Below are 21,675 nucleotides of genomic sequence, written 5' to 3' on the forward strand. Positions count from 1 at the left end.
TCAAGCGACGTGGGTGAGAAATTCCACGTCTCACAACTGGGCAATCCCGCCCATTTGTTTGAAGGAAGTTCGGTGAACGCGGAGGTACGTCACGTCACTTGGCGCACTCCACCTTGTCGGCGGTGGACTTCTGCACCCCCTCCGGTGCCTTGGTGGGCGCGGTGAGGGAGACGCCCGCCCCTTCGAAGTCCTTGCCCAGGGTCAGCGTCATCGCGGGCAGCCCCTGGTCGTTGGTCACGCTTTCGCCGGGCTTCATCGCGGACCCGGACAGACCCATGAGGTCCGCGAGGCGGCGGGCCTGGTCGGCCTGGTCGGGGGCGTACTCCAGGGTCGTCTTCGCCAGCGGGGCGGGCGCGTTGCCGGCGTTCTCCGACTTGGTCACGCCCTCTTCGTTCTGTAGCCAGCTGAGGGTCTCCTGGGCGCTGCCGGCGACGGCACCGCCGTTGAGGATCCGCACCCGGACCTCGGAGGCCGGGGCCTTGGTGCCCTTCAGCCGGGCGGCGACCGCGGCGGCCTCCTTCTTCTTCCGCTCCTTGACGGCGGTGAAGGAGACGTCGTTCCTGATCATGTCGAAGACCTGCGGGGCCGTCGACTCGTTGAGCACGACCGTGGCCTTGACCTTCTCCGTCGGGTTGTCGATCACCGGGATGGTGGTGAAGGTCAGGTTCTCGGTGTTGAGCTTGCCCAGCTCCAGGCCGAGGTCCTTCAGCTTTCCGATGCTGTCCAGCTGCGAGTCGACGGTCAGCGCCTTCGTCCCCGCCTCGGCCAGGTCGAGCATCTTCGACGGGCTGGTGAGGGTGTCGTTGGACTTCAGCTTGCGCATCAGCGCGCTGAGGAACTGCTGCTGCAACCCGATCCGGCTCAGGTCCCCGCCGAAGCCGACGGCGTGCCGGGTGCGCACGAACGCCAGCGCCTGCTCGCCCTCGATGGTGTGCATGCCCTTGGACAGCTTGAGGTGCGAGTCCGGGTCGTCGAGGTCCTTGCCCACACAGACCTCGACCCCGCCCACCGCGCTGGTCAGCGTCTTGACCGCGTTGAAGTCCGCGACCATGAAGTTGTCCGGCTTGACCCCGGTCAGCTCCGTGACGGTGCGCATCGTGCAGCTGGGCGTACGGCCGTCCTGGCCGAGGCTCGTGTTGAAGCGGACCTGCTGCGTGCCGGGGATGATCTTCTGCGTGCCGTCCTCCTGCGTCGTCGGGCAGTCCGGCACGTCGGTGATCAGGTCGCGCGGGATGCTCAGCGCGGTCGCGTTCGAACGGTCCTTGGAGACGTGCAGCAGGATCGTGGTGTCGGCGTGCCCGACACTGCCCGCGTCGCCGTACTTCTCGTTGCCCTTGCCGGTGCGCTTGTCGGTGCCGATCAGCAGGATGTTGATCGCCTTGTCCTTGCTGAAGCCACCCGTGCTCGCGCCGTCGTCGGAGACCGAGGCGATGTTGTCGTTCAGGTGCTCGATGTAGAAGTACGCGGCACCCGCGCCGGCGACCAGGACGAACGCCATCGCGCCGCCGGTCCACAGCAGGACCTTCCGGCCCTTGGAGGCCTTCTTCGCCGGGCGCCGTCCGCGCCGTCCCGGCAGCGGCTCCTCCGGTGCCCCGCGGCGCCTGCGCGGCGGCGGCACCGCCCGCCCGGGCGTCTCGGGCCGCGGCCGGCCGGGCGTCTCCGTGCGGCTCCGGGCCGGCCGGGCCGCCTCGGAGGACCGTGGTTTGCGCGGCGCGGGGACGCCCGACTGCGGTGCGGACGGCCCCAGTCGCAGTTCGTATTCACCGGTGTTCGGGTTGAGCACCCACTGATCTGCGGGATCGATGTCGTCCGCCCGCCCACGGCCTTGCGCGTCCACGGTTGCCTGTTTCCTCCGTCGGGGCACGCGGCGCCTTCCCCCTCCAAGGCGCTCGGGTCTCGGTCACACAGTGCGCGACCTCGGGACCTTCCCTCAGGGCCGGACGCACCGGATCGCTCACACTAACCGCCCCTTTCGGTACCGGGCGACGACGGTGACCCATTCCACGTCCCTACAGCTGGGCAATTCGCCCATTTCCCGGGTGAGGAGCTCATTGCCTTGGAGCGGCCTTGGTGCCCGCTTTACCCGCAGGTGTCCTCAGCTGCCGTGTTCCCCCGAAACGTCGGTGGAGGAGAAACAGTGACGGCGGCATCGTGAAAGAGACCCGGATACGCATCGCCGTACGCCCCGTCACGTGGGCCGTTTCCCTCCACCACCACCGGAGTGTCCGTACGCAGCCGCTCGAACAGCCGCTTCGCCGCGGGCTCCACGAGTTGGTCGCGATTGGCGTCGTAGGCGTACGACTCCCGGGGGACGGTCAGGAATTGCACTTGTTCCATGGGGATGTCGCGCAGGCCACGCACGAGTGCGTACAAACCACGCAAGCTCGCCAGTTCCGGGTCCGTGGTGAGGGACGAGGTGGCGGCGTCCAGCACGGGATACAGCTTCGTCGGATTCAGCAGGACGTCATTGCTGCGCACCTTGTTGACGAGTGCCCCGAGGAAGCGCTGCTGCCGTTCCATCCGCTCGGTGTCGCTGCCGTCGCCCAGGGTCTTGCGGGCGCGGACGTAGCCGAGGGCCTGCTCGCCGTTCAGCGTCACGCGCCCGGCGGGCAGCCGCAGCTTGGCGGCCCGGTCGTCGATCGGCTGCCGCAGGCACACCTCGACGCCGTCGACCGCGTCGACCATCTCCTTGAAGCCGTGGAAGTCGACGACGACGTGGTGGTCGACGCGGATGTCGGTCAGCTTCTCCACGGTCCGGATGGTGCAGGCCGAGCCGCCGAGCTGGAAGGCCTGGTTGAACATGGCGAACCGGGGCGCGCTGCGGGACCCGTCCGGACGCCGGCAGCCCGGCAGGTTCACCATCAGGTCCCGGGGGATGGAGACGGCGGTGGCGTTGTCCCGGCCGGCGGACAGATGCAGCAGGATCGCGGTGTCGGACCGCTCGGTGCCGGAGTCCCGCCCGTAGCGGGCGTTGTCGCTCCCCTCGCGCGAGTCCGACCCGATCAGCAGGATGTTCCGGGCGTCCTTGACCAAGGAGGTGGGGCGCTCCCGGTCGTAGCGCGCGAGCTCGGCGGCGGCCGCCTCGTCGGGGGTGATGTTCCCGCTGAGCTTGGCGTACACGGCCCAGCCGATCCCCCCGGCGGCCACGAGGAGGGCCGTGACACCGAAGGCCGTGATCCGCACCCACCGCCGCCGGCGCCGCCGCACGAGCCCCCGCCCGCTGGCGGACGCCCCCGCGCCCGGACCGACCCTGTAGCCCACGGCAGCAACCACCCCTCCTGACGTAGGAACGCCCCGCGCGCACTGCTCCTACGACCATGGCGCGGATGGCGGGCGGGGGGTGGGTGGGGATGGGCCGTACGGGGGAGGGGGCCCGGCTACCGGCCCGCGGTGCCGCGGGCGATCGTCGTGACCCGCTCGCTCTCCACCCGCTTGTCCAGTACCCCGTCCCCGGCCTGCTCCAGATGCCGGCACAGCACCACCGAACCCCCCGTGGCCAGGGGTCCGTACAGCCCCGCGTTCAGCCCGTCCCACGTGTCGTACGGCAGCCCCGACAGGATCCGTGACCCCGGCCCGGTCAGGCCCAGTGCCGTCGCCTCGGCCCGGGCCCGCTCGACCACCTGGGCGCCGCTGAACTCCCGCCCGGCCACGATCAGCGCGGGTCCCTCCGGATCCACGGGTGCGTACGGCACGAACCGGTCGCCCTGCCCCGGGACTTCCACCGCGTAGTCGGTGAACCCCTCGGGAGGCTGCGGGAACCGCCCGCCGAGCGGCCGCAGCGCCATCGCGATCCGTGCGCCGGAGCAGGCCCGGGCCTCCTCCAGCCGGTCCGGCCCGCTCACCACGACATCGGCCGCCCGGACGTCCCCGGACACGTCCGCCACGACGCCCACCGACGCACACGCCAGCAGCCACACCGCCGTCTGCCAGTGCGCGGGCAGCAACAGCGCCACCCGGTCGCCGGGCTCGACGGACAGCTCGTCCTGGAGGAGGTTGGCGGTCTTGGCCACCCAATTGGCGAAGGTGGCCACGGACAGTTCGACACGTTCGCCCGTGGCGTCGTCGTAGAAGGTCACCAGGGGACGTCCCGGATCCGCGGCGAGCGCGGAACCCAGCAGGTCGGCGGGGGTGCGATCGGTGGCGTTCATCCGCGCAAGCGTACGCGGCGCACGCCCCTGCGCCCAGCGGCCCGGCCACCGCCCCGCCGGGCATCCGCCACCGGTTCGGCCGAACCGGGCCGACAGCCCGTCACATCCCAAATGGACAGACTTATATGACTATGTCCAAGATCAGGGGCATGCGTGGATTCCTAGCTTCCTCGATCGGTGTCACCTGTGCGGCCGCTCTGGCCCTTCCCCTCACTCCTCCCGCCCTCGCGGCGACGGCGAGACCGGTGCCGGCCACGGAAGCCGCGACGACGGCGAGACCCGCGCCCCACGCGGGAACCCCGGCCACGACCCCGGCCGGCCGCCGCGCGGCCGAACCGTACGCCGCCGGCAGCACCCAGTCCCTCCCCCTCCAACCCCTCACCCGCGACCGCGCCACTCCCTCCGCCTCCTCCGCCGAGCAGGGCCTGCCCCGCCGGGCCGTACGCCACTTCTCCCTCGTGGGCGTCGTCTGGGACGACCCCGACGCCGAACTGCACGGCCGCGTCCAGGTCCGCACCCGCGCCGCCGGCACCGGCACCTGGTCGGGCTGGCAGGACGTGGAGACCCACAACGCCGACCACGCCGCCGACCCGGACACCCCCGAGCGGGCCTCGGGCCGCGTCCGCGGTGCCACGGCCCCGCTCTGGGTGGGCGACTCCGACGGCGTCGAACTCCGGGTCCGCTCCGAGCCCGGCTCCGCCGAGCAGACCGCGGACGCCCGGGGCCTGCCCGCGGCGCCCCCGCTGCCCTCCGGCCTCCGCCTCGAACTGGTCGACCCCGGAGAGGACGACGCCGCGTTCCCCGGCGCCGAGGAAGTGCCCCGCGCCGCCGGCGCCCCGAACGCCGAGACCTCCGCCCTCACCGAAGCCTCCGCCGCCAACGCCGATCTCGCCCCCCTCGACGCCACCGAGATCGCCGCACTGAGCCACGCCGAGACCGAGCAGGAGTACCTCGCCCTCAACCCCGGCGGGCTGACGGAGCACCAGCGGCAGGCCAAGCCGTACGTCGGTCCCCGCCCGGGTATCGTCACGCGGCGCGGCTGGGGGGCGGACGAGGGATTGCGGGAGAGCGGCTTCCGGTACACGAAGAAGGTCAAGGCGGCCTTCGTGCACCACACAGCCAGCGGCAACAACTACCGCTGCTCGCAGGTCCCGTCACTCATCCGCAGTATCTACCGCTACCACGTCAAGAGCATGGGATGGCGGGACGTCGGCTACAACTTCCTCATCGACAAGTGCGGAAAGATCTACGAGGGCCGCGCCGGAGGAGTGGCGAAACCGGTCCTCGGCGCGCACACCCTGGGTTTCAACAGCAACAGCATGGGGATCGCCGTCCTCGGGTCGTACGGTGCCACGAAGCCGTCGAAGTCGGCGGTCAAGGCCGTCGCCCGGCTGACCGCCTGGAAGCTGGGGCTGTACCGGATGAACCCGAAGGGGAAGACGTACCTGAAGTCGGCCGGCAGCAATCTCCACCGGAAGGGTAAGAAGGTACGACTGAACGTGATCTCGGGGCACCGGGACGGCTTCGCGACCGAGTGCCCGGGACGCAAGCTGTACGGAAAGCTCGGCTCGGCCCGCTCCAAGGCGGCCCGCTACCAGGGCCGCTGAGTACACGTTCGACCGCCGTCGGGGGGCATGCGGGGACAGGGGACGCAATGCCGCACGGCCAGCGAAGGCGCCACGGAACGGTCTGCATACACTGACCGGCCGAAAGACAGTTCGGCCGGTCCCGGCAGGAAGCAGAGACGACACGTGACAGAAGCGATCCTCCTGGTCGGCGGCAAGGGCACGCGGCTGCGCCCGCTCACGGTGCACACGCCCAAGCCCATGGTCCCGGCGGCCGGGGTGCCCTTCCTCACGCACCAGCTGGCGAGAGCGAGAGCGGCCGGTGTCGAGCACATCGTCCTGGCCACGTCCTATCTGGCCGAGGTCTTCGAGCCGTACTTCGGTGACGGCTCGGCGCTGGGGCTCCACCTCGAATACGTCACCGAGGAGGAGCCGCTCGGCACGGGCGGCGCCATCCGCAACGTCGCCTCACGGCTGCACTCCGGCCCCGACGAGCCGGTCCTGATCTTCAACGGGGACATCCTGACGGGCCTCGACATCCGGGCCCTGGTCGACACCCACGAGTCGTCGGGCGCGGACGTCTCCCTGCACCTGACGAAGGTCACGGACCCGCGGGCCTATGGGCTGGTGCCCACCGACGACACGGGCAGGGTGCTGGCGTTCCTGGAGAAGCCGCAGACCCCCGAGGAGATCGTCACCGACCAGATCAACGCGGGGGCGTACGTCTTCCGCCGCTCGGTCATCGACTCCATCCCGCTCGGCAGGCCGGTGTCGGTGGAACGGGAGACCTTCCCGGGCCTGCTGTCCGCGGGTGCCCACCTCCAGGGCATGGTCGACTCGACGTACTGGCTGGACCTCGGCACCCCGGCGGCCTTCGTCCGGGGCTCGGCGGACCTGGTCCTGGGCCGGGCACCGTCGCCCGCCGTCCCCGGCCGCTGCGGCGACCGCCTGGTCCTGCCGACGGCCCAGGTCGCCTCCGACGCCAAGCTGGCGGGCGGCACGGTGGTGGGCGAGGGCGCGTTCGTCGCGGAGGGCGCGCGGATCTTCGGCAGCACGATCCTGCCCGGCGCGGTCATCGAACCGGGCGCGGTCATCACCGACTCCCTCATCGGCACCCGGGCCCGTGTGGGCCGGCGCTCGGTCCTCACGGGAACGGTCATCGGCGACGGCGCCGTGATCGGCTCCGACAACGAACTCCTGGAGGGCGCCCGCATATGGTGCGACGCCCGCATCCCGGCGGGAGCGGTCCGCTTCTCGTCGGACCAGTAGGACGGGACGGGCTCCGCTGCGGGCATACGAGGCCGCCCCCGCTGCGGGCATGCGTGCTGCTGGGGGCGGCACGGGTGGGCGTGGGGGTCCCCCCTGCTCGAGCGAAGCCGAGAGCCTGGGGGAGGCACCCCGCTACGCCGGACTGCGAAACCCGCCCGCCCCGGCACCAACGCCGAGCACCTGAAACCAAGAGCTCACAGCTGCCCGATATCCCACCGAGGCATCTTCGGCGCCCGCCGCGCCGGCACCCTCCCGCTCAGCAGAATCAACCGGGCCGCCCGATGCCGCTGCCCCGCGTACGGCTCCAGCAACTCCAGCATCGCCGCGTCGTCGGCGTCCCGGTCCCCGGCCAGCGCCCACCCCACGATCCCGGGCAGATGCAGGTCCCCCACCGTCACCTCGTCCGCCGCCCCGTGACTGCGCTGCACCGTCTCCGCGGAGGTCCACGGCCCGATCCCCGGCACCAGCTCCAGCCGCGCCCGGGCCGCCCCGGGCTCCATCCCCACGGCCTGCTCCAGCCGCGCGGCGACCCGCACGGCACGCAGGATCGTCGACGCCCGCTTGTTGTCGACCCCGGCCCGGTGCCACTCCCACGACGGGATCAGCGCCCACGTCCGCGGCTCCGGCATCACGTACATCCGCGCGGGCGCGGGCCCCGGCGCCGGTTCCCCGAACTTCCTCACCAGCAGGCGCCACGCCCGGTACGCCTCGTCGGTGGTGACCTTCTGCTCCAGGATCGACGGGATCAACGACTCCAGTACGCGTCCGCTCCGCGTCAGCCGCAACCCCGGTCTGCGGTGCCGGGCCGACGCCAGCAGCCGGTGCCGAGGCACGAACGCCGACGGGTCGTCCGCGGCCCCGAGCAGCTCCGGCAGCCCTTCCAGCAGCCACTCCGCCCCGGGCCCCCAGGCCTCCCCGCGCACCCCACCGCCGTACGCGCACACCCGGAGCGTTCCCGGCCCGGCCGGAGTGAGGCTGGTGCGCCACACGGACCCGTCCGGCGTCGCCCGGAACGTCGGGTCGCCGGGCCCGCGCCGCAACGGCCCGAGCACCAGGCCGAGATCCAGCGGCCCGTCCGGCACCCACGCGCGCACCCGCCCGGGCCCCGTCGCCTGCCGCGGCACACCCGGGGGCACGGCGACATGCCCACCGCGCACTGACGTGGGGGTACCTCCCACGCCTTTCGGGCTGTGGGGGAGGGTGGGCCGCTGAGCGAACCGACCTGCCATGAATGACGTCCCTGGGATCCGTGAGGAGTAGGAGCAGCCCTACGAGCGTAGGCGCCGCGCGGCACCTGTCACCGCACCTCGATGAACGCCCCCGCGTCCCGCCCGGGCCGCGGCCGCGGTTCCCCGTCCGGATGCCCGACCGCCACCGCCCCCATCGGGTCCCAGTCCGCGGGCAGCTCCAGCACCTCGCGCACCACGTCCCGGCAGAACATCGTCGACGACACCCAGGCCGATCCCAGCCGCTCCCCGGCCAGCGCGACCAGGAAGTTCTGCACGCCGGCACCGGCGGCGACCACGAACATCTCCCGCTCGGCGCCGTCCCGCCGCGGGTCGCCGTACGTGTGGGAGCCGTCCATGACCAGGCAGGGGACGACGAGGTAGGGCGCGTTGCGCAGCACGTCACCGCGCCGGACCCGCTTGGTGATGGACTCCTCGCTCTTGCCGTCCCGCCGCAGATCTGCGATCCAGGCGTCCTTCATGGCGTCGAGCAGCCGTGTCCGCGACTCCTGCGACTCCAGCAGGACGAACCGCCACGGCGTGGTGTGGTGCGGCGCCGGTGCCGTCACGGCCGCGGCCACGGCCCGCCGGACGGCACCCGCGTCGACGGGCTCGTCGGTGAAGGACCGGACCGTGCGCCGCTGGGTCACGGCCAGCCGCACCGCCTCCGAGGTGCCGAGGCGGAACATGTCGTCACGCGCGCCGCGGACCATGGCCCGCGCTCCCTCGCCGTCGTCCTCCCGCGCGACCAGGTGCGCGAGCCCGCGCACCACGGCGACGGGCCGCCCCGCCGCCTTGCCCTTGACCAGGTCGCCCGCGGCGGCGAGTTCGTCGCCCGTGGCGACGACGGTGGCGCTGAGCGGATTGCCGTACGCGTCCGTGCCGCCGCGCAGATCGTCGAGCACGCGCACCCCGGCGGCGCCGATCGCGACGTCCGTGAGCCCGGCGCGCCAGGGCCGGCCGAAGGTGTCGGTGACGACGACGCCGACGTCGACACCGAGGACGTCGCGCAGTCCGTCGCGGATGGCGCGGGCGGACGCGTCCGGGTCCTCGGGCAGCAACAGCACCGTGCCGGACGGGGTGTTGGACGCGTCGACACCGGCCGCGGCCATGATCAGGCCCTGCCGGTTCTCCACGATCCGCAGGGCGCCGCGCCGGGCCACCACCCGGACCGTCTCCGCGTCGATCGCGGCCTCCCGGTCGGCGGCCCGCACGATCCGGCCCTCCGCCTTGGACACGATCTTCGAGGTGACGAGCAGCACGTCCCCGTCGGCCAGGCCGGGCTCGGCGGCCGCGATCAGTTTGGCCAGGTCGTCCCCGGCCGTGACCTCCGGTATCCCGCCCAGGGCCCACACCCGGTACCCGGCGGCTCCTTGCGTCTCGCCGCTCACGCCCCCCGCACCTCCTCGGCCATGGCCAGTGCCTCCCGGGCCATCCGCGCGGTCGCGTCGGTGTCGCTCATCATCAGCGGCACGGCCCGGCAGCGGATCCCGGCCGCCTCGACCTGTTCCACCGCTGCGGCGTCCACCGAGTCCACGAGCCAGCCGTCCAGCAGGCCCGACCCGTAGTGCTCGGCCACCGCCGTCGCGGTCGACTCGACGCCCACGGCGGCGAGCACCTTGTCGGCCATGCCCCGCACGGGCGCGTCGCCGACGATGGGGGAGAGGCCGACGACCGGCACCCCGGCGTCGGCGATCGCCTCCCGGATGCCGGGCACGGCGAGGATCGTGCCGATCGACACGACCGGGTTGGACGGCGGGAAGAGGATGACGTCCGCCTCGGCGATGGCCTCCAGGACGCCCGGCGCGGGCTTCGCCTGCTCGGCGCCGACCGGCACGACGGCCCGGGCGGGCACCGAGGCGCGCAGCCGCACCCAGTACTCCTGGAAGTGGATCGCCTTGGTCTCGCCGTCGATCTCGACGGCCACGTGCGTCTCGACGCGGTCGTCGGACATGGGGATCAGCCGCACGCCCGGCTTCCAGCGGTCGCACAGCGCCTGCGTCACCGCGCTCAGCGGGTATCCGGCGCCGATCATCTGCGTCCGCACGATGTGGGTGGCGAAGTCGCGGTCGCCCAGACCGAACCACTCGGGCCCGACGCCGTACGCCGCGAGCTCCTCCTTCAGGTGGAAGGTCTCGTCGGCGCGCCCCCAGCCCTGCTCCTCGTTGATGCCGCCGCCGAGCGTGTACATCACCGTGTCGAGGTCCGGGCAGACCTTCAGCCCGAAGAGGTGGATGTCGTCCCCGGTGTTGCCGATGACCGTGATGTCCGCGTCCGGGACGGCCTGCTTCAGACCACGCAGGAACCGGGCACCGCCGATGCCGCCTGCCAGAACCACAATGCGCATGGGCGACAGTCTTGCAGGCGGCTACGACATCCGGGTCAGGCAGTCAGGGCACCCGGGACGGCCGGGGCCTCGCAGTGCGGGGCCGTGTGCATCGGCATCTCGGTGAGGCCCGGGTAATAGACGTGCAGGCTCACCGCCGGCTCCAGCGCGTCATTGACGACTTCGTGCACGTACCCCGGCGCGAACACGCGCTGCGCGCCCGCCCGCAAGGCGCGCGTGCCCCGCTCCGTGCGCTCGGTCAGCGTGCCGTCCAGCACGGTCAGCACACCGGAGGAGCGGCCGTGGTCGTGCAGCCCGCTGCCCTGCCCGGGGACCCAGGACAGCAGCCACACCTCGTAGCCGGGGCCGGTGCGCAGCCGGTGGTACCAGCGGGTGGTGGCGTCGTAGCGCACGAGGTGCTCCCACTGGGAGCGGTCCTCGGCGAGGGAGCGGGCCAGGCCGACGAACTCGGCCACCGTGGCCGGGTGCTCGCGGGGGGTCTGGAGGAGGTGCGTGACTTCGAGGATGTCGCCGGCGATCTGGAGGTCGCTGTCGCTGTTCATGGGGTGCGTGGTTCCTCAGTGAAGGAAGGTCAGAGGGAACGGGAGCCGAGCTGTGGGTGGCTCGGCCTTCAGCTGGAGCGGGTGGGGCTCAACAGCTGGGACAGCAACAGCTACAGCGAGCGCGGGCAGCACCGTGGGACCCGGCGGTGCGGGTCGAGGTGGGTGCCAAGTTCGCGAGCATGCCCACAAGGACACCGGTTCACACCTTCACTGTCAACTCGACACCCGGTATGTGGGATGTGGTTCACCTCATCCGGTCGATCGCTCAGATGAAAGGTTTGTTCATGGCCCGCCCGGGACACATGGCGTCCAACCGGGCGCACAAACCCCGTTGCGTAGTCGTGATCCGACTGTGATCCGTTTCGCTTCGACGTGCGTGTCGGAACGAGATCGAACTCCTGGGCGTCCTTCCCTGTAGAGGTCTGCGAGGGGTCCGGCGGAAGGCGTGGGCCCACGCGGGCTCCGCCCGTGTGTCAGGTTTTATGGTGATTTGAACACTTTCCGCATGGGCTTGGTTCCGCAGAGTGAATAAGGGGCTCAATAGCAGATCTCGGCTTGACTCGCCCGGAGCAGCACACTTGTAATTTCACTCGTGTCGTTCAGCCGGAATCGGTAACGGCTAGATCACGGGGACGCGAAGACAGACGAGGGGCGCACATGACCGAGACGGTGCAGCAACTGCTGGTCGACGACGCGGACGAGGAACTCGGCTGGCAGGAGCGCGCGCTGTGCGCCCAGACCGACCCCGAGTCCTTCTTCCCCGAGAAGGGCGGCTCGACCAGGGAGGCCAAGAAGGTCTGCCTCGCCTGTGAGGTCCGCTCCGAGTGCCTTGAGTACGCCCTCGCCAACGACGAGCGATTCGGCATCTGGGGCGGCCTGTCCGAGCGGGAGCGCCGCCGGCTGAAGAAGGCGGCCGTCTGACGCCCCACCCTCTGCGTGAACGGCCCGTCGTCCGTGGGTTATCCACAGGCGGCGGGCCGTCTTCCGTGCAGCCGATAGTGTGGTCGCTCGTCCGAGACGCCCCACCGCCCCCTGAAGGCGCGGGCGTCCACCGCAGTCCACCGAACCGGGGCCCGTACCTCGATGTCCGTGCACAGCCACTCGGCAGCTCATCACGACGCCGCTGCCACACCTGAGTTCCCGCGCCATGTGGTGACCGCGGTCCTCGTCTCCCACGACGGTGCCCGCTGGCTGCCCGACGCGCTCGCCGGGCTGCTCGGCCAGGAGCGCCCCGTCCAGTACGCGATGGGTGCCGACACCGGCAGCGCGGACGCCTCCGCCCAGCTGGTCACCGACGCCCTCGGCGCCGACCGGGTGCTGCACCTCGCCCGCCGCACCGGCTTCGGCCAGGCCGTCGAGGAGTGCGACCGCACCGCCCCGGTCCTCACCCCGGACGAGCTGCCGTACCTGAAGCGCCCCAGCGGCTGGGACCCCGTCACGCGCTCGTGGCGCGACGACGCCTACGACCTTCCCGAGCTGCCGCACGGCGAGCCGGTGCAGTGGCTGTGGCTGCTGCACGACGACTGCGCCCCGGACCCGGACGCCCTGGCCCAGCTGCTGCGGGTCGTGGAGAACGAGTACGAGCTGGGCCGCGAGGACGTCGCCGTGGTGGGCCCCAAGCTCCGCGGCTGGTACGACCGGCGGCAGCTGCTGGAGGTCGGCGTCTCCATCGCCAACTCCGGCCGCCGCTGGACCGGCCTCGACCGCCGCGAGCAGGACCAGGGCCAGCACGACCACGTCCGGACCGTGCTCTCGGTGTCCACCGCCGGCATGCTCGTGCGCCGCGACGTCTTCGAGCAGCTCGGCGGATTCGACCGCCACCTGCCCCTCATGCGCGACGACGTCGACCTGTGCTGGCGCGCGCACGCGGCCGGCTACCGCGTCCTGGTCGCCCCCGAGGCGGTCGTCCGCCACGCCGAGGCGTCCAGCCGCGAGCGCCGCACGGTCGACTGCATGGGCCGTACGGCCGCCTCCCCGCACAAGGTCGACAAGGCCGGCGCCGTCTACACCCTCCTCGTCAACTCGCGCACGGCCGTACTCCCGTGGGTGATGCTGCGGATCGTGCTCGGCACCCTGCTGCGGACCGTCGCCTACCTCGTCGGCAAGGTCCCCGGACAGGCCGTCGACGAGATCCGCGGCCTGCTGGGCACGCTGCTCCGGCCCGAGCGGATCCTCGCCGGGCGGCGCGGCAGAGGCGCACCCCGCATCGACAAGGGCGAGCTGCGGGCGCTGTTCCCGCCGCCCGGCGCGACCGTCCGCGTCACCGTCGAGCAGGTCGCGAGCAGCCTGGTGGGCCGCTCCGACCCGGAGGTCGCCGCCGGCGCGGGCCGGCACGGCGGCGCCGTGGAGTCGGGCCCCGGCGGCGACGACGCCGACTTCCTGGAGATCGAGCAGTTCGCCCGGCTCAAGCGCATCGCACGCAAGCCCGGCCCGGTGCTCTTCCTGGTGCTGCTGCTCGTCTCCCTGGTCGCCTGCCGTCAGCTCCTGGGCGGCGGCGCGCTCGCCGGCGGCGCCCTGCTGCCCGCCCCCGCCGACTCCGCCGAGCTGTGGTCGCGCTACCTGGACGCCTGGCATCCGGTCGGCCCCGGCGGCACGTCGTCCGCGCCGCCGTACATCGCGCTCGTGGCGATGCTGGCGTCCCTGCTGCTCGGTTCGACCGGCCTCGCCGTCACGGTCCTGCTCGTCGGCTCGGTGCCCCTGGCCGGAGTCGCCGCCTACTTCGCCTCCCGCCCGCTCGTCGAGTCCCGGCTGCTGCGCGCCTGGGCGGCCGTGGTCTACGCCTTCCTGCCCGCCGCCACCGGCGCCCTCGCCGGCGGCCGCATCGGCACCGCCGTCCTGGCCGTGCTGCTGCCCCTCATCGCCCGCGCGGGCATCGCGGCCGGCGGCCTGACGAACTCCGCCGGAGCCCGCGGCAGCTGGCGCGCCACCTGGGCGTACGCGCTGCTGCTGACCGTCACCACCGCCTTCACGCCGATCGTGTGGCCCATCGCCCTGCTCCTCGGCATCGGACTGCTGGTGCTGCGCCGGAGCGACATCACGGCCTACGGGCTGCGGTTCCTCGCCCAGCTCGGCACCCCCCTGCTGCTCCTCGCGCCCTGGTCGCTGACGCTGCTCCCGTTCGGCTTCCTCAAGGAAGCGGGCCTGGACTACGGCGCCTCGGCCGCCTCCGCGCTCGACCTGCTCGGCGCCAGCCCGGGCGGCCCCGGCACCGTCAGCGGCCTCATGCTCATCGGCATCGTCCTGGCCGCCCTCGCCGCCCTGGTGCGCTCGGAACGACAGGCGGGCATCTGGACGGCCTGGGCGGTCGCCCTGACCGGCTTCGTCTTCGCGGTCCTGTCCAACGGCTCCACCTGGGCCGGCCCGGCGACCCTGGTCTACGGCATCGCCCTGCTCGCCGCCGCCGCGCTCGGCGCCGACGGGGCACGCGCGCGGGTGGCCGAGCAGAGCTTCGGCTGGCGCCAGCCGGTCGCCGTGCTGATCGCCTTCGCCTCGGCCGCGGGCCCGCTGCTCATCGCCGCCGGCTGGATGATCCGGGGCGCCGACGGCCCACTGGAGCGGCGCGACCCGACCCAGGTCCCGGCCTTCGTGGCCGAGGAGAGCGGCACCCGCGACCAGGCCCGCACGCTCGTCCTCGACAGCGACTCCGGCGCCCATGTCGGCTACATGCTGGTCCGCGGCTCGGGCGCCCGCCTCGGCGACGGCGAGATCGCCGCCGCCGACGGGGAGAACAGCAGGCTCGACAAGGTCGTCGCCCATCTGGTCGCCGGTTCCGGCGCCGACCAGGCCGACCAGCTCGGCGGCTTCGCCGTGCGCTACGTCCTCGTCCACCAGGGCGCGCCCCGCGAGGTCACGCGGGTCCTCGACGCCACGCCCGGCCTGACCCGGCTCAGCCAGCAGGACGGCGGCGCGCTGTGGCGCGTCAACCGTGAGGTCGCCCGGGCCACCATCGCCCCCGCCTCCGGATCCGCCGGTACCCCGCAGCCCGTCGCCGCCGGCCCCGTCGACATCCGCACGACGATCCCGACCGGCGCGGACGGACGCGTGCTGCGCCTCGCCGACTCCGCCTCCGACGGCTGGTCCGCCACGCTCGACGGCAAGCCGCTGACCCCCACGACGGTCGACGGCTGGGCCCAGGGCTTCGAACTCCCCGCCGCCGGCGGCAGGCTGGACGTCACCTACGACGACCCGATCGGCCACACGGCCTGGCTGTGGGCCCAGGGCCTGCTCGCCGTCGTCCTGGTGGTGCTCGCCCTGCCCGGCCGGCGCCGCGACATCGACGACGACCTCCCCGACGAGCCGGCCGTCCCGGCCCAGGCCGTCGCCGGCGAGGGCCGCCGCGCCCGGCGCCTGCGCGCCCAGGCCGAATCCGGGACCGAAGAGGCCGCCGGGCCCGCCGGACCCGAGGAGTTCCCGCCCCCGCAACCGCAGCAGCCGCCGGTGGCCGTGCCCCAGCAGCAGAACCAGGGTGTGGGGGTCCCCCCGGGCGAGGATGTTCGAGCCTGGGGGAGGGACAACGCCGCCTACCAGGGCGGCCAGTACGCGGACTACGGCGACCAGTACCAGAACGCCCAGTACCCGGCGGACGCCTACGGGCAGCAGTACCAGCCGGACCCCTATCAGGGCGGCCAGTACGACCCGTACGCGTACGGGGGGCAGGGCCAGAACCCGCCGTACGACCAGCAGGGCTACGACCAGGCCTACCAGCAGGGCTACGGCACGCCGTACGACCCGGCGCAGCAGCACCACCCCCACGGCACGGGCAGTGAGCGTCCCGACGGGAGCCAGCAGTGAACCGCACCACCCTGTCCCTGATCGCCGGCACGACCGCGCTCGCCGCCGTCACCGGCTTCGCCGCGTTGTCCGCTCCGGACGCCCCGGGCACGGACACCGCCGCCAAGGCGGCCGCCCAACTGCCCGTGGAGCGCACGAGCCTGCTGTGCCCGGCGCCCAGCACGTCCGACCTCGCCGAGACGTCCTACACGTCCTTCACGCCCGTCACGAAGGGCACCGGGAGCGGCGGCAAGGCCGAACTGCGGGCGGCCGCGGAGGAGTCGGCGGACGCCCCGGCCGACGGCAAGGACGAAGGCACGGGCAAGGACGACGGGAAGTCCGGCAAGGACAAGCCTGCAAAACCGGTGCTGACTCCCAAGGAGCCCGGCAAGCCGGTCACCGGCGACAGCTCCGGCGGCGACGCGCCAGCCCTCGTCGGGACCGCGGACGGCAGGTTCGCGCCCGGCTGGACCGTCCAGGAGACGACCGAGGTCGCGGCGGGGACGGGCCGGGGCCTCCAGGGCGTCAACTGCACCGCTCCGGACACCGACTTCTGGTTCCCCGGGGTCAGCACGGACGCCGACCGAACCGACTACGTCCACCTGACCAACCCCGACGACTCGGCCGCCGTGGTCGACATCGAGCTCTACGGCAAGGACGGCGCGCTGAAGTCCGCGGTGGGGGAGGGCATCACGGTCCCGCCGCGCTCCAGCGAGCCGGTCCTGCTGTCCACCCTCACCGACGAGCGGCAGACCGACCTCACCGTGCACGTCAACGTCCGCAGCGGACGCGTGGGCGCCGCCGTGCAGGCCCTGGACGACAAGCTCGGCGGCGACTGGCTGCCCGCGTCCGCGGACCCCTCGGGCAGCCTGGTCCTGCCCGGCATCCCCAAGGACGCCACCTCCGTGCGCCTGGTCGCCTTCACCCCCGCCGACGCCGACGCGGACCTGAAGGTGCGCCTGGCCTCCCCCTCCGGGCTGATCACCCCGGCCGGTCACGAGACCGTGCACGTCAAGGGCGGCATGACGACCGCCGTCGACCTGGGCGACGTCACCCGCGGTGAGGCGGGCTCCCTGGTCCTGACGCCGACGGACCGGTCCGTGCCGGTCGTGGCGGCCCTGCGGGTCGTACGCGGCAAGGGCGACAAGCAGGAGACGGCGTTCATCCCCGCCAGCCGCCCCGTGGGCACGCGCGCGACGTCCGCGGACAACAGCGGCAAGGGCAGCACCCTGTCCCTGACGGCCCCCAACGCCGCCGCCACGGTCAAGGTCACCGCCTCGGCCGGCAGCGAGGGCGGGACCCCGGTGTCGAAGACGTACACGATCAAGGCCGGCACCACCCAGGACATCGAGCCCCCGGTCCCCGGCGGCCTGAAGGGCACCTACGCGCTCACGGTCGAGCCGGTCTCCGGCGGCCCGGTCTACGGGGCCCGCACCCTGGCGGCGAGCGAGGGCGGCGTCCCCGCCTTCACCGTGCAGACACTGCCGGACGACCGCGGCACGGTGGCCGTCCCGGAGGCGGACGAGGACCTGTCGGTGCTCCAGAAGTAGGTCGGCCGCGCGGGAAGCCGGCTCAGCCCTGGTCCTCGCCGTAGCGCGGATCCACCGTCTCCGGCGTCAGTCCGAGGAGCTCGGCGACCTGCTCGACGACGACCTCGTGCACCAGCGCCGCCCGCTCGTCGCGGCCCTTGGTGCGGATCTCCACCGGCCGCCGGTAGACGACCACGCGCGCGGGGCGGCCCTCGCGCGCGCTGATCGTGCCGCCGAGCGGAACCGCCTCGTCGTTCCAGGCCTGGCCGGACCCGTCGAGCCGCGGCACCTCCAGGACCAGGAAGTCGATGTCGGCGAGCTGGGGCCACCGGCGCTCCAGGCGCTCCACGGAGTCCTGCACCAGATCGGCGAACGCCTCCGCGCGGCTCGCGGCGAGTGGCACCTGCGGCGGTGCGATGGGGCCGCGCATGCCCCGTCCGTGTCGATCACGGCGGCGGGGCCCGGGGGCGGCGGCACGGGGCGGTACGGGCTTGTCCATCACTGGTGAAGGGTAGTCCCCGCCGAGCCCCCGCGCCCGGCACCGCACGGCGGCACGGGCTGCTTCCGGCCGCGCCGCACGGCATGTCGTTACATGACCATTCAAGCCAAGGTTGGGCTCAAATCCGTATCCCGCCGAGACCGGCGACCTCACGGCAATTGAGGGTTTTGTGATGACTGTCGACCGCTTGCGGCACCGTTCGGGACTCCGGGCAGCTACGTCCCGGCAGGTCAGCGCGGTGTGCCCAGAGGGGTGTGTGGGGCGTTTCACAGCCCGACACGGTGGGGTGACCTGGTGGAGAGTCGTCGCGGCCCGCTCAAGAGTGCGGTACCGTCCAACGTCGTGAGCCCTGTACGTCGCTGTTCGCGCACCGCCTGCGGCCGTCCCGCCGTCGCGACGCTGACGTACGTCTACGCCGACTCGACCGCGGTCCTCGGCCCGCTCGCCACCTACGCCGAACCCCACTGCTACGACCTGTGCGCCGAGCACTCCGAGCGCCTCACCGCCCCGCGCGGCTGGGAGGTCGTCCGGCTCCTCGACGGTTCGGCCCCGGCCCGCCCCAGCGGCGACGACCTGGAAGCCCTCGCGAACGCCGTGCGCGAAGCGGCCCGTCCCCAGGAGCGGGCGGCCGAGGCCGGCGGCGGAGGGCGTGGGGCGGACCCGAGGGAGGTCGCGCGACGCGGCCATCTGCGGGTCCTGCGGTCGCCCGAGAACTGACCCCACCTCGGGTCCCCACACACGCGCCCATTGACCGAGCTTGGCGCGGCCATGACCATTCCGTCCTCGCCGGTCGCGAGGGCGACCTGCTGCGCAAGGTGCTGCCCTGACCTGAGGTTACGGCTGGGGGTCCTCTTGGCATCCGCCCGGCGCGCTGCCGGGGGGCGAGGGTAGTTTGGGCGGACCGACAGTACTTTTTCAGGAAGGTTGGCCGTGGCTGCTGATCTGTCGCAGGTCGTGAAGGCGTACGACGTACGCGGAGTCGTCCCCGACCAGTGGGACGAGTCCCTGGCCGAGCTCTTCGGAGCGGCCTTCGTACGGGTCACCGGCGCGAGCGCCATCACGACCGGGCACGACATGCGGCCCTCCTCACCCGGCCTGTCGCGTGCCTTCGCACGCGGGGCGGCCGCCCTGGGCGCCGACGTGACGGAGATCGGCCTCTGCTCGACCGACCAGCTGTACTACGCGTCGGGCGCGCTGAACCTGCCCGGCGCCATGTTCACCGCCTCCCACAACCCGGCCCAGTACAACGGCATCAAGATGTGCCGCTCGGGCGCCGCCCCGGTCGGCCAGGACACCGGCCTCGCGCAGATCCGCGAACTGGTCGAGGGCTGGAGCGAGTCGGGCGCCCCGGCGCCGGCCGCGAAGGCGGGCACGATCACCGGCCGTGACACGTTGTCGGACTACGCGGCCCATCTGCGCTCCCTGGTCGACCTGACCTCCATCCGCCCCCTGAAGGTCGTCGTCGACGCGGGCAACGGCATGGGCGGGCACACCGTCCCCGAGGTCTTCGCCGGCCTGCCGCTGGCACTGGTCCCGATGTACTTCGAGCTCGACGGCACCTTCCCCAACCACGAGGCCAACCCCCTCGACCCGGCCAACCTCGTCGACCTGCAGAAGCGGGTCCGCGAGGAAGGCGCCGACCTGGGCCTCGCCTTCGACGGCGACGCCGACCGCTGCTTCGTCGTCGACGAACGCGGCGAACCGGTCTCCCCGTCGGCGATCACCGCCCTCGTCGCCTCCCGCGAACTGGCCCGCCACGGCGGCAAGGGCACGATCATCCACAACCTGATCACGTCCTGGTCGGTCCCCGAGGTCGTCGAGGAGAACGGCGGCAGCCCGGTCCGCACCCGCGTCGGCCACTCCTTCATCAAGGCCGAGATGGCCCGCACCGGCGCGATCTTCGGCGGCGAACACTCCGCGCACTACTACTTCCGCGACTTCTGGAACGCCGACACGGGCATGCTGGCCGCCCTCCACGTCCTGGCGGCCCTCGGCGGCCAGGACGGCCCCCTGTCCGCCCTCGTGGCCCAGTACGACCGCTACGCCGGCTCCGGCGAGATCAACTCCACCGTCGCCGACCAGCAGGCCAGCCTCGCCGCGATCCGCTCCGCGTACGGCACCCGCGAGGGCATCACCCTCGACGAGCTCGACGGCCTCACGGTCTCCTCCGCCGACTGGTGGTTCAACGTCCGCCCGTCCAACACGGAACCGCTCCTGCGCCTGAACGCGGAGGCGAGGGACGCCGCGACGATGGCCCGGGTGCGCGACGAGGTGCTCGGGATCATCAGGAGCTGAGGCCCCACCCCCACCGGCGGTAACCTGACCAGGCACGACCCCACGCGCCCGCACCTCGGAGGAACCCCTCATGCCCCTCGAATCCGGCCTCCTCGACATCCTCGCCTGCCCGGCCTGCCACGCCCCCCTCAAGGAGCAGGAAGCCGAACTGATCTGCACCGACAGCAGCTGCGGCCTGGCCTACCCCGTCCGCGACGGCATCCCCGTCCTGCTCGTCGACGAGGCCCGCCGCCCCGCGTGACCGGCGGGGGCGCACGCACCCCCGCGAAACCACGGTGCACATAGCCCCCGGCACAGCGGGCACGATCCAGGACACCCGACAACGGACCCCGGCGATGGGAAGCTGCCGCCCATGCTCGACGAATCGCTGCTCGACTCCCCGGAGGGCCTCGCCGAGGCCGACCACCGCGGACTGCTCCGCGGCGCCGCAGAAGCCGGCGCCCGCGTCCGCACCGCCGCCCGCCACGCCGCCGAGGCGGGCGTGGGGGACCTCAAGCCGGACGGCCGCCCCCGCGCGGTCCTCATCGCCGGCCCGGGTGCCGCCGCCACCCACGCCGCCGACCTCATCGGCACGCTCGCCGGCGCCGGCAGCCCGGTCACCCGCCTCGCCCCCACCGGCGTCGCCCCCGCCGCGGGCGCCCTGCGGTGGGAACTGCCCGGCTGGGTCGGCTCCGTGGACCTCCTGCTGATCACCACCCCCGACGGCACCGAACCCGGCCTCTCCCTCCTCGCCGAGCAGGCCTACCGCCGGGGCTGCACCGTCGTCGCCGTGGCACCCGCCCGCACCCCGCTCGCCGATGCCGTCGCCGGCGTGCACGGCCTGTTCGTCCCCATGGCCACCGCCCCGTACGACCAGGACGAGCCCCTCGCCGCGTCCGCCCCCGGCGTCCTGTGGGCCCTGCTCACCCCGCTGCTGGCGCTCCTGGACCGCACCGGCGTGCTCGCCGCCCCGCCGGACGCCCTCGGCAAGGTCGCCGACCGCCTCGACCGCGTCGCCGAACGCTGCGGCCCGGCCATCGCCACGTACAGCAACGCCGCCAAGACCCTCGCGGCCGAACTGGCCGACGCACTCCCGGTCGTCTGGACCGAGGGCATCTCGGCCGGCCCGGCCGGCCGCCGCTTCGCCGCCGCCCTGGCCGAACTGTCCGGAACCCCCGCGGTCGTCGCCGAACTCCCCGAGGCACTAGCCGCCCACGGCGCCCTGCTCGCCGGACCACTGGCCGCCAGCGCCGACCCCGACGACTTCTTCCGCGACCGCGTCGAGGAACCACCCGCCCTGCACGCGCGCGTGGTCCTGCTCCGCGACCGCCCCATCGGCGGCCTCACCGCCGCCCCCGGCGCCCGGGACCTCGCACTCAGCCACGACACACCGATCAGCGAGCTGGAACCGGAGGCCGGCGACGAACTGGAGACCCTCGCGGAACTGATCGCCATCACGGATTTCGCCGCGGTTTACCTGGCGCTCGCTTCGAGGGCCTGATCTTG

Annotated in this window: 17 protein-coding genes; 9 read left to right on the top strand and 8 right to left on the bottom strand. The window is 73.0% G+C overall.

Features of this window, described 5'->3' with window-relative positions; genetic code table 11:
- Nucleotides 1-94: 94 nt before the first annotated feature.
- The 3 genes from AB0E85_RS30165 to AB0E85_RS30175 form a co-directional block, all read right to left on the bottom strand.
- Nucleotides 95-1,837: an LCP family protein gene (locus tag AB0E85_RS30165; RefSeq protein WP_361933668.1), complete on the bottom strand. Its 1,743-nt coding sequence runs from the start codon at nucleotides 1,835-1,837 to the stop codon at nucleotides 95-97.
- 242 nt (nucleotides 1,838-2,079) lie between these two features.
- Nucleotides 2,080-3,261, bottom strand: coding sequence for an LCP family protein (locus AB0E85_RS30170; RefSeq protein ID WP_361933671.1), 1,182 nt, complete (start codon nucleotides 3,259-3,261; stop codon nucleotides 2,080-2,082).
- A gap of 116 nt (nucleotides 3,262-3,377) precedes the next feature.
- Entirely contained in the window at nucleotides 3,378-4,148 is a 771-nt protein-coding gene (locus AB0E85_RS30175; protein WP_361933674.1) for a TIGR03089 family protein, read from the bottom strand.
- A gap of 149 nt (nucleotides 4,149-4,297) precedes the next feature.
- Between AB0E85_RS30175 and AB0E85_RS30180 the strand changes: the two genes are divergently transcribed.
- A complete protein-coding gene (locus AB0E85_RS30180) occupies nucleotides 4,298-5,755 on the top strand; it encodes an N-acetylmuramoyl-L-alanine amidase (RefSeq protein ID WP_361933677.1) in 1,458 nt (485 codons plus the stop codon).
- Nucleotides 5,756-5,899: 144 nt separating this feature from the next.
- Nucleotides 5,900-6,982, top strand: coding sequence for an NDP-sugar synthase (locus AB0E85_RS30185; protein ID WP_361933680.1), 1,083 nt, complete (start codon nucleotides 5,900-5,902; stop codon nucleotides 6,980-6,982).
- 194 nt (nucleotides 6,983-7,176) lie between these two features.
- Here AB0E85_RS30185 and AB0E85_RS30190 read toward each other — a convergent pair whose 3' ends face one another.
- From AB0E85_RS30190 to AB0E85_RS30205, 4 genes are all read right to left on the bottom strand, one after another.
- A complete protein-coding gene (locus AB0E85_RS30190) occupies nucleotides 7,177-8,211 on the bottom strand; it encodes a DNA-3-methyladenine glycosylase 2 family protein (protein ID WP_361933683.1) in 1,035 nt (344 codons plus the stop codon).
- A 68-nt stretch (nucleotides 8,212-8,279) separates the two neighbouring features.
- Nucleotides 8,280-9,599, bottom strand: a complete 1,320-nt coding sequence (locus AB0E85_RS30195) for a coenzyme F420-0:L-glutamate ligase (RefSeq protein ID WP_361933686.1) — start codon at nucleotides 9,597-9,599, stop codon at nucleotides 8,280-8,282.
- On the bottom strand, nucleotides 9,596-10,555 hold the full coding sequence (cofD, locus tag AB0E85_RS30200; RefSeq protein WP_361933689.1) for a 2-phospho-L-lactate transferase: 960 nt from the start codon (nucleotides 10,553-10,555) through the stop codon (nucleotides 9,596-9,598). Before cofD ends, AB0E85_RS30195 begins: the two co-directional genes overlap by 4 nt.
- A gap of 35 nt (nucleotides 10,556-10,590) precedes the next feature.
- Nucleotides 10,591-11,097: a cysteine dioxygenase family protein gene (locus AB0E85_RS30205; RefSeq protein WP_361933692.1), complete on the bottom strand. Its 507-nt coding sequence runs from the start codon at nucleotides 11,095-11,097 to the stop codon at nucleotides 10,591-10,593.
- A 657-nt stretch (nucleotides 11,098-11,754) separates the two neighbouring features.
- Here AB0E85_RS30205 and AB0E85_RS30210 point away from each other — a divergent pair.
- From AB0E85_RS30210 to AB0E85_RS30220, 3 genes are all read left to right on the top strand, one after another.
- Nucleotides 11,755-12,018, top strand: a complete 264-nt coding sequence (locus AB0E85_RS30210; RefSeq protein ID WP_010034659.1) for a WhiB family transcriptional regulator — start codon at nucleotides 11,755-11,757, stop codon at nucleotides 12,016-12,018.
- Between the two features lie 162 nt (nucleotides 12,019-12,180).
- The gene (locus AB0E85_RS30215) at nucleotides 12,181-15,888 is read left to right on the top strand and encodes a glycosyltransferase family 2 protein (protein ID WP_361933695.1); all 3,708 of its coding nucleotides are present in this window, start codon (nucleotides 12,181-12,183) and stop codon (nucleotides 15,886-15,888) included.
- On the top strand, nucleotides 15,885-17,417 hold the full coding sequence (locus AB0E85_RS30220; protein WP_361933698.1) for a DUF5719 family protein: 1,533 nt from the start codon (nucleotides 15,885-15,887) through the stop codon (nucleotides 17,415-17,417). Before AB0E85_RS30215 ends, AB0E85_RS30220 begins: the two co-directional genes overlap by 4 nt.
- 22 nt (nucleotides 17,418-17,439) lie before the next feature.
- Here AB0E85_RS30220 and AB0E85_RS30225 read toward each other — a convergent pair whose 3' ends face one another.
- Nucleotides 17,440-17,895 (bottom strand): metallopeptidase family protein, encoded by a 456-nt coding sequence (locus AB0E85_RS30225; protein WP_361933727.1) that lies wholly within the window; start codon nucleotides 17,893-17,895, stop codon nucleotides 17,440-17,442.
- A 294-nt stretch (nucleotides 17,896-18,189) separates the two neighbouring features.
- Here AB0E85_RS30225 and AB0E85_RS30230 point away from each other — a divergent pair, with 294 nt between their 5' ends.
- The 4 genes from AB0E85_RS30230 (at nucleotide 18,190) to AB0E85_RS30245 (ending at nucleotide 21,670) form a co-directional block, all read left to right on the top strand.
- Entirely contained in the window at nucleotides 18,190-18,612 is a 423-nt protein-coding gene (locus AB0E85_RS30230) for a DUF3499 domain-containing protein (protein WP_361933700.1), read from the top strand.
- A gap of 213 nt (nucleotides 18,613-18,825) precedes the next feature.
- Nucleotides 18,826-20,190 carry a phosphomannomutase/phosphoglucomutase gene (locus AB0E85_RS30235; protein WP_361933703.1) on the top strand — a complete coding sequence of 455 codons (1,365 nt, stop codon included), beginning with the start codon at nucleotides 18,826-18,828 and terminating at the stop codon, nucleotides 20,188-20,190.
- A 70-nt stretch (nucleotides 20,191-20,260) separates the two neighbouring features.
- Nucleotides 20,261-20,431, top strand: a complete 171-nt coding sequence (locus AB0E85_RS30240) for a Trm112 family protein (protein ID WP_361933706.1) — start codon at nucleotides 20,261-20,263, stop codon at nucleotides 20,429-20,431.
- Nucleotides 20,432-20,542: 111 nt separating this feature from the next.
- Nucleotides 20,543-21,670 (top strand): SIS domain-containing protein, encoded by a 1,128-nt coding sequence (locus AB0E85_RS30245; RefSeq protein ID WP_107457155.1) that lies wholly within the window; start codon nucleotides 20,543-20,545, stop codon nucleotides 21,668-21,670.
- Nucleotides 21,671-21,675: the final 5 nt, after the last annotated feature.

This window comes from Streptomyces sp. NPDC029044 (genome assembly GCF_040637495.1).
Lineage (GTDB): Bacteria > Actinomycetota > Actinomycetes > Streptomycetales > Streptomycetaceae > Streptomyces.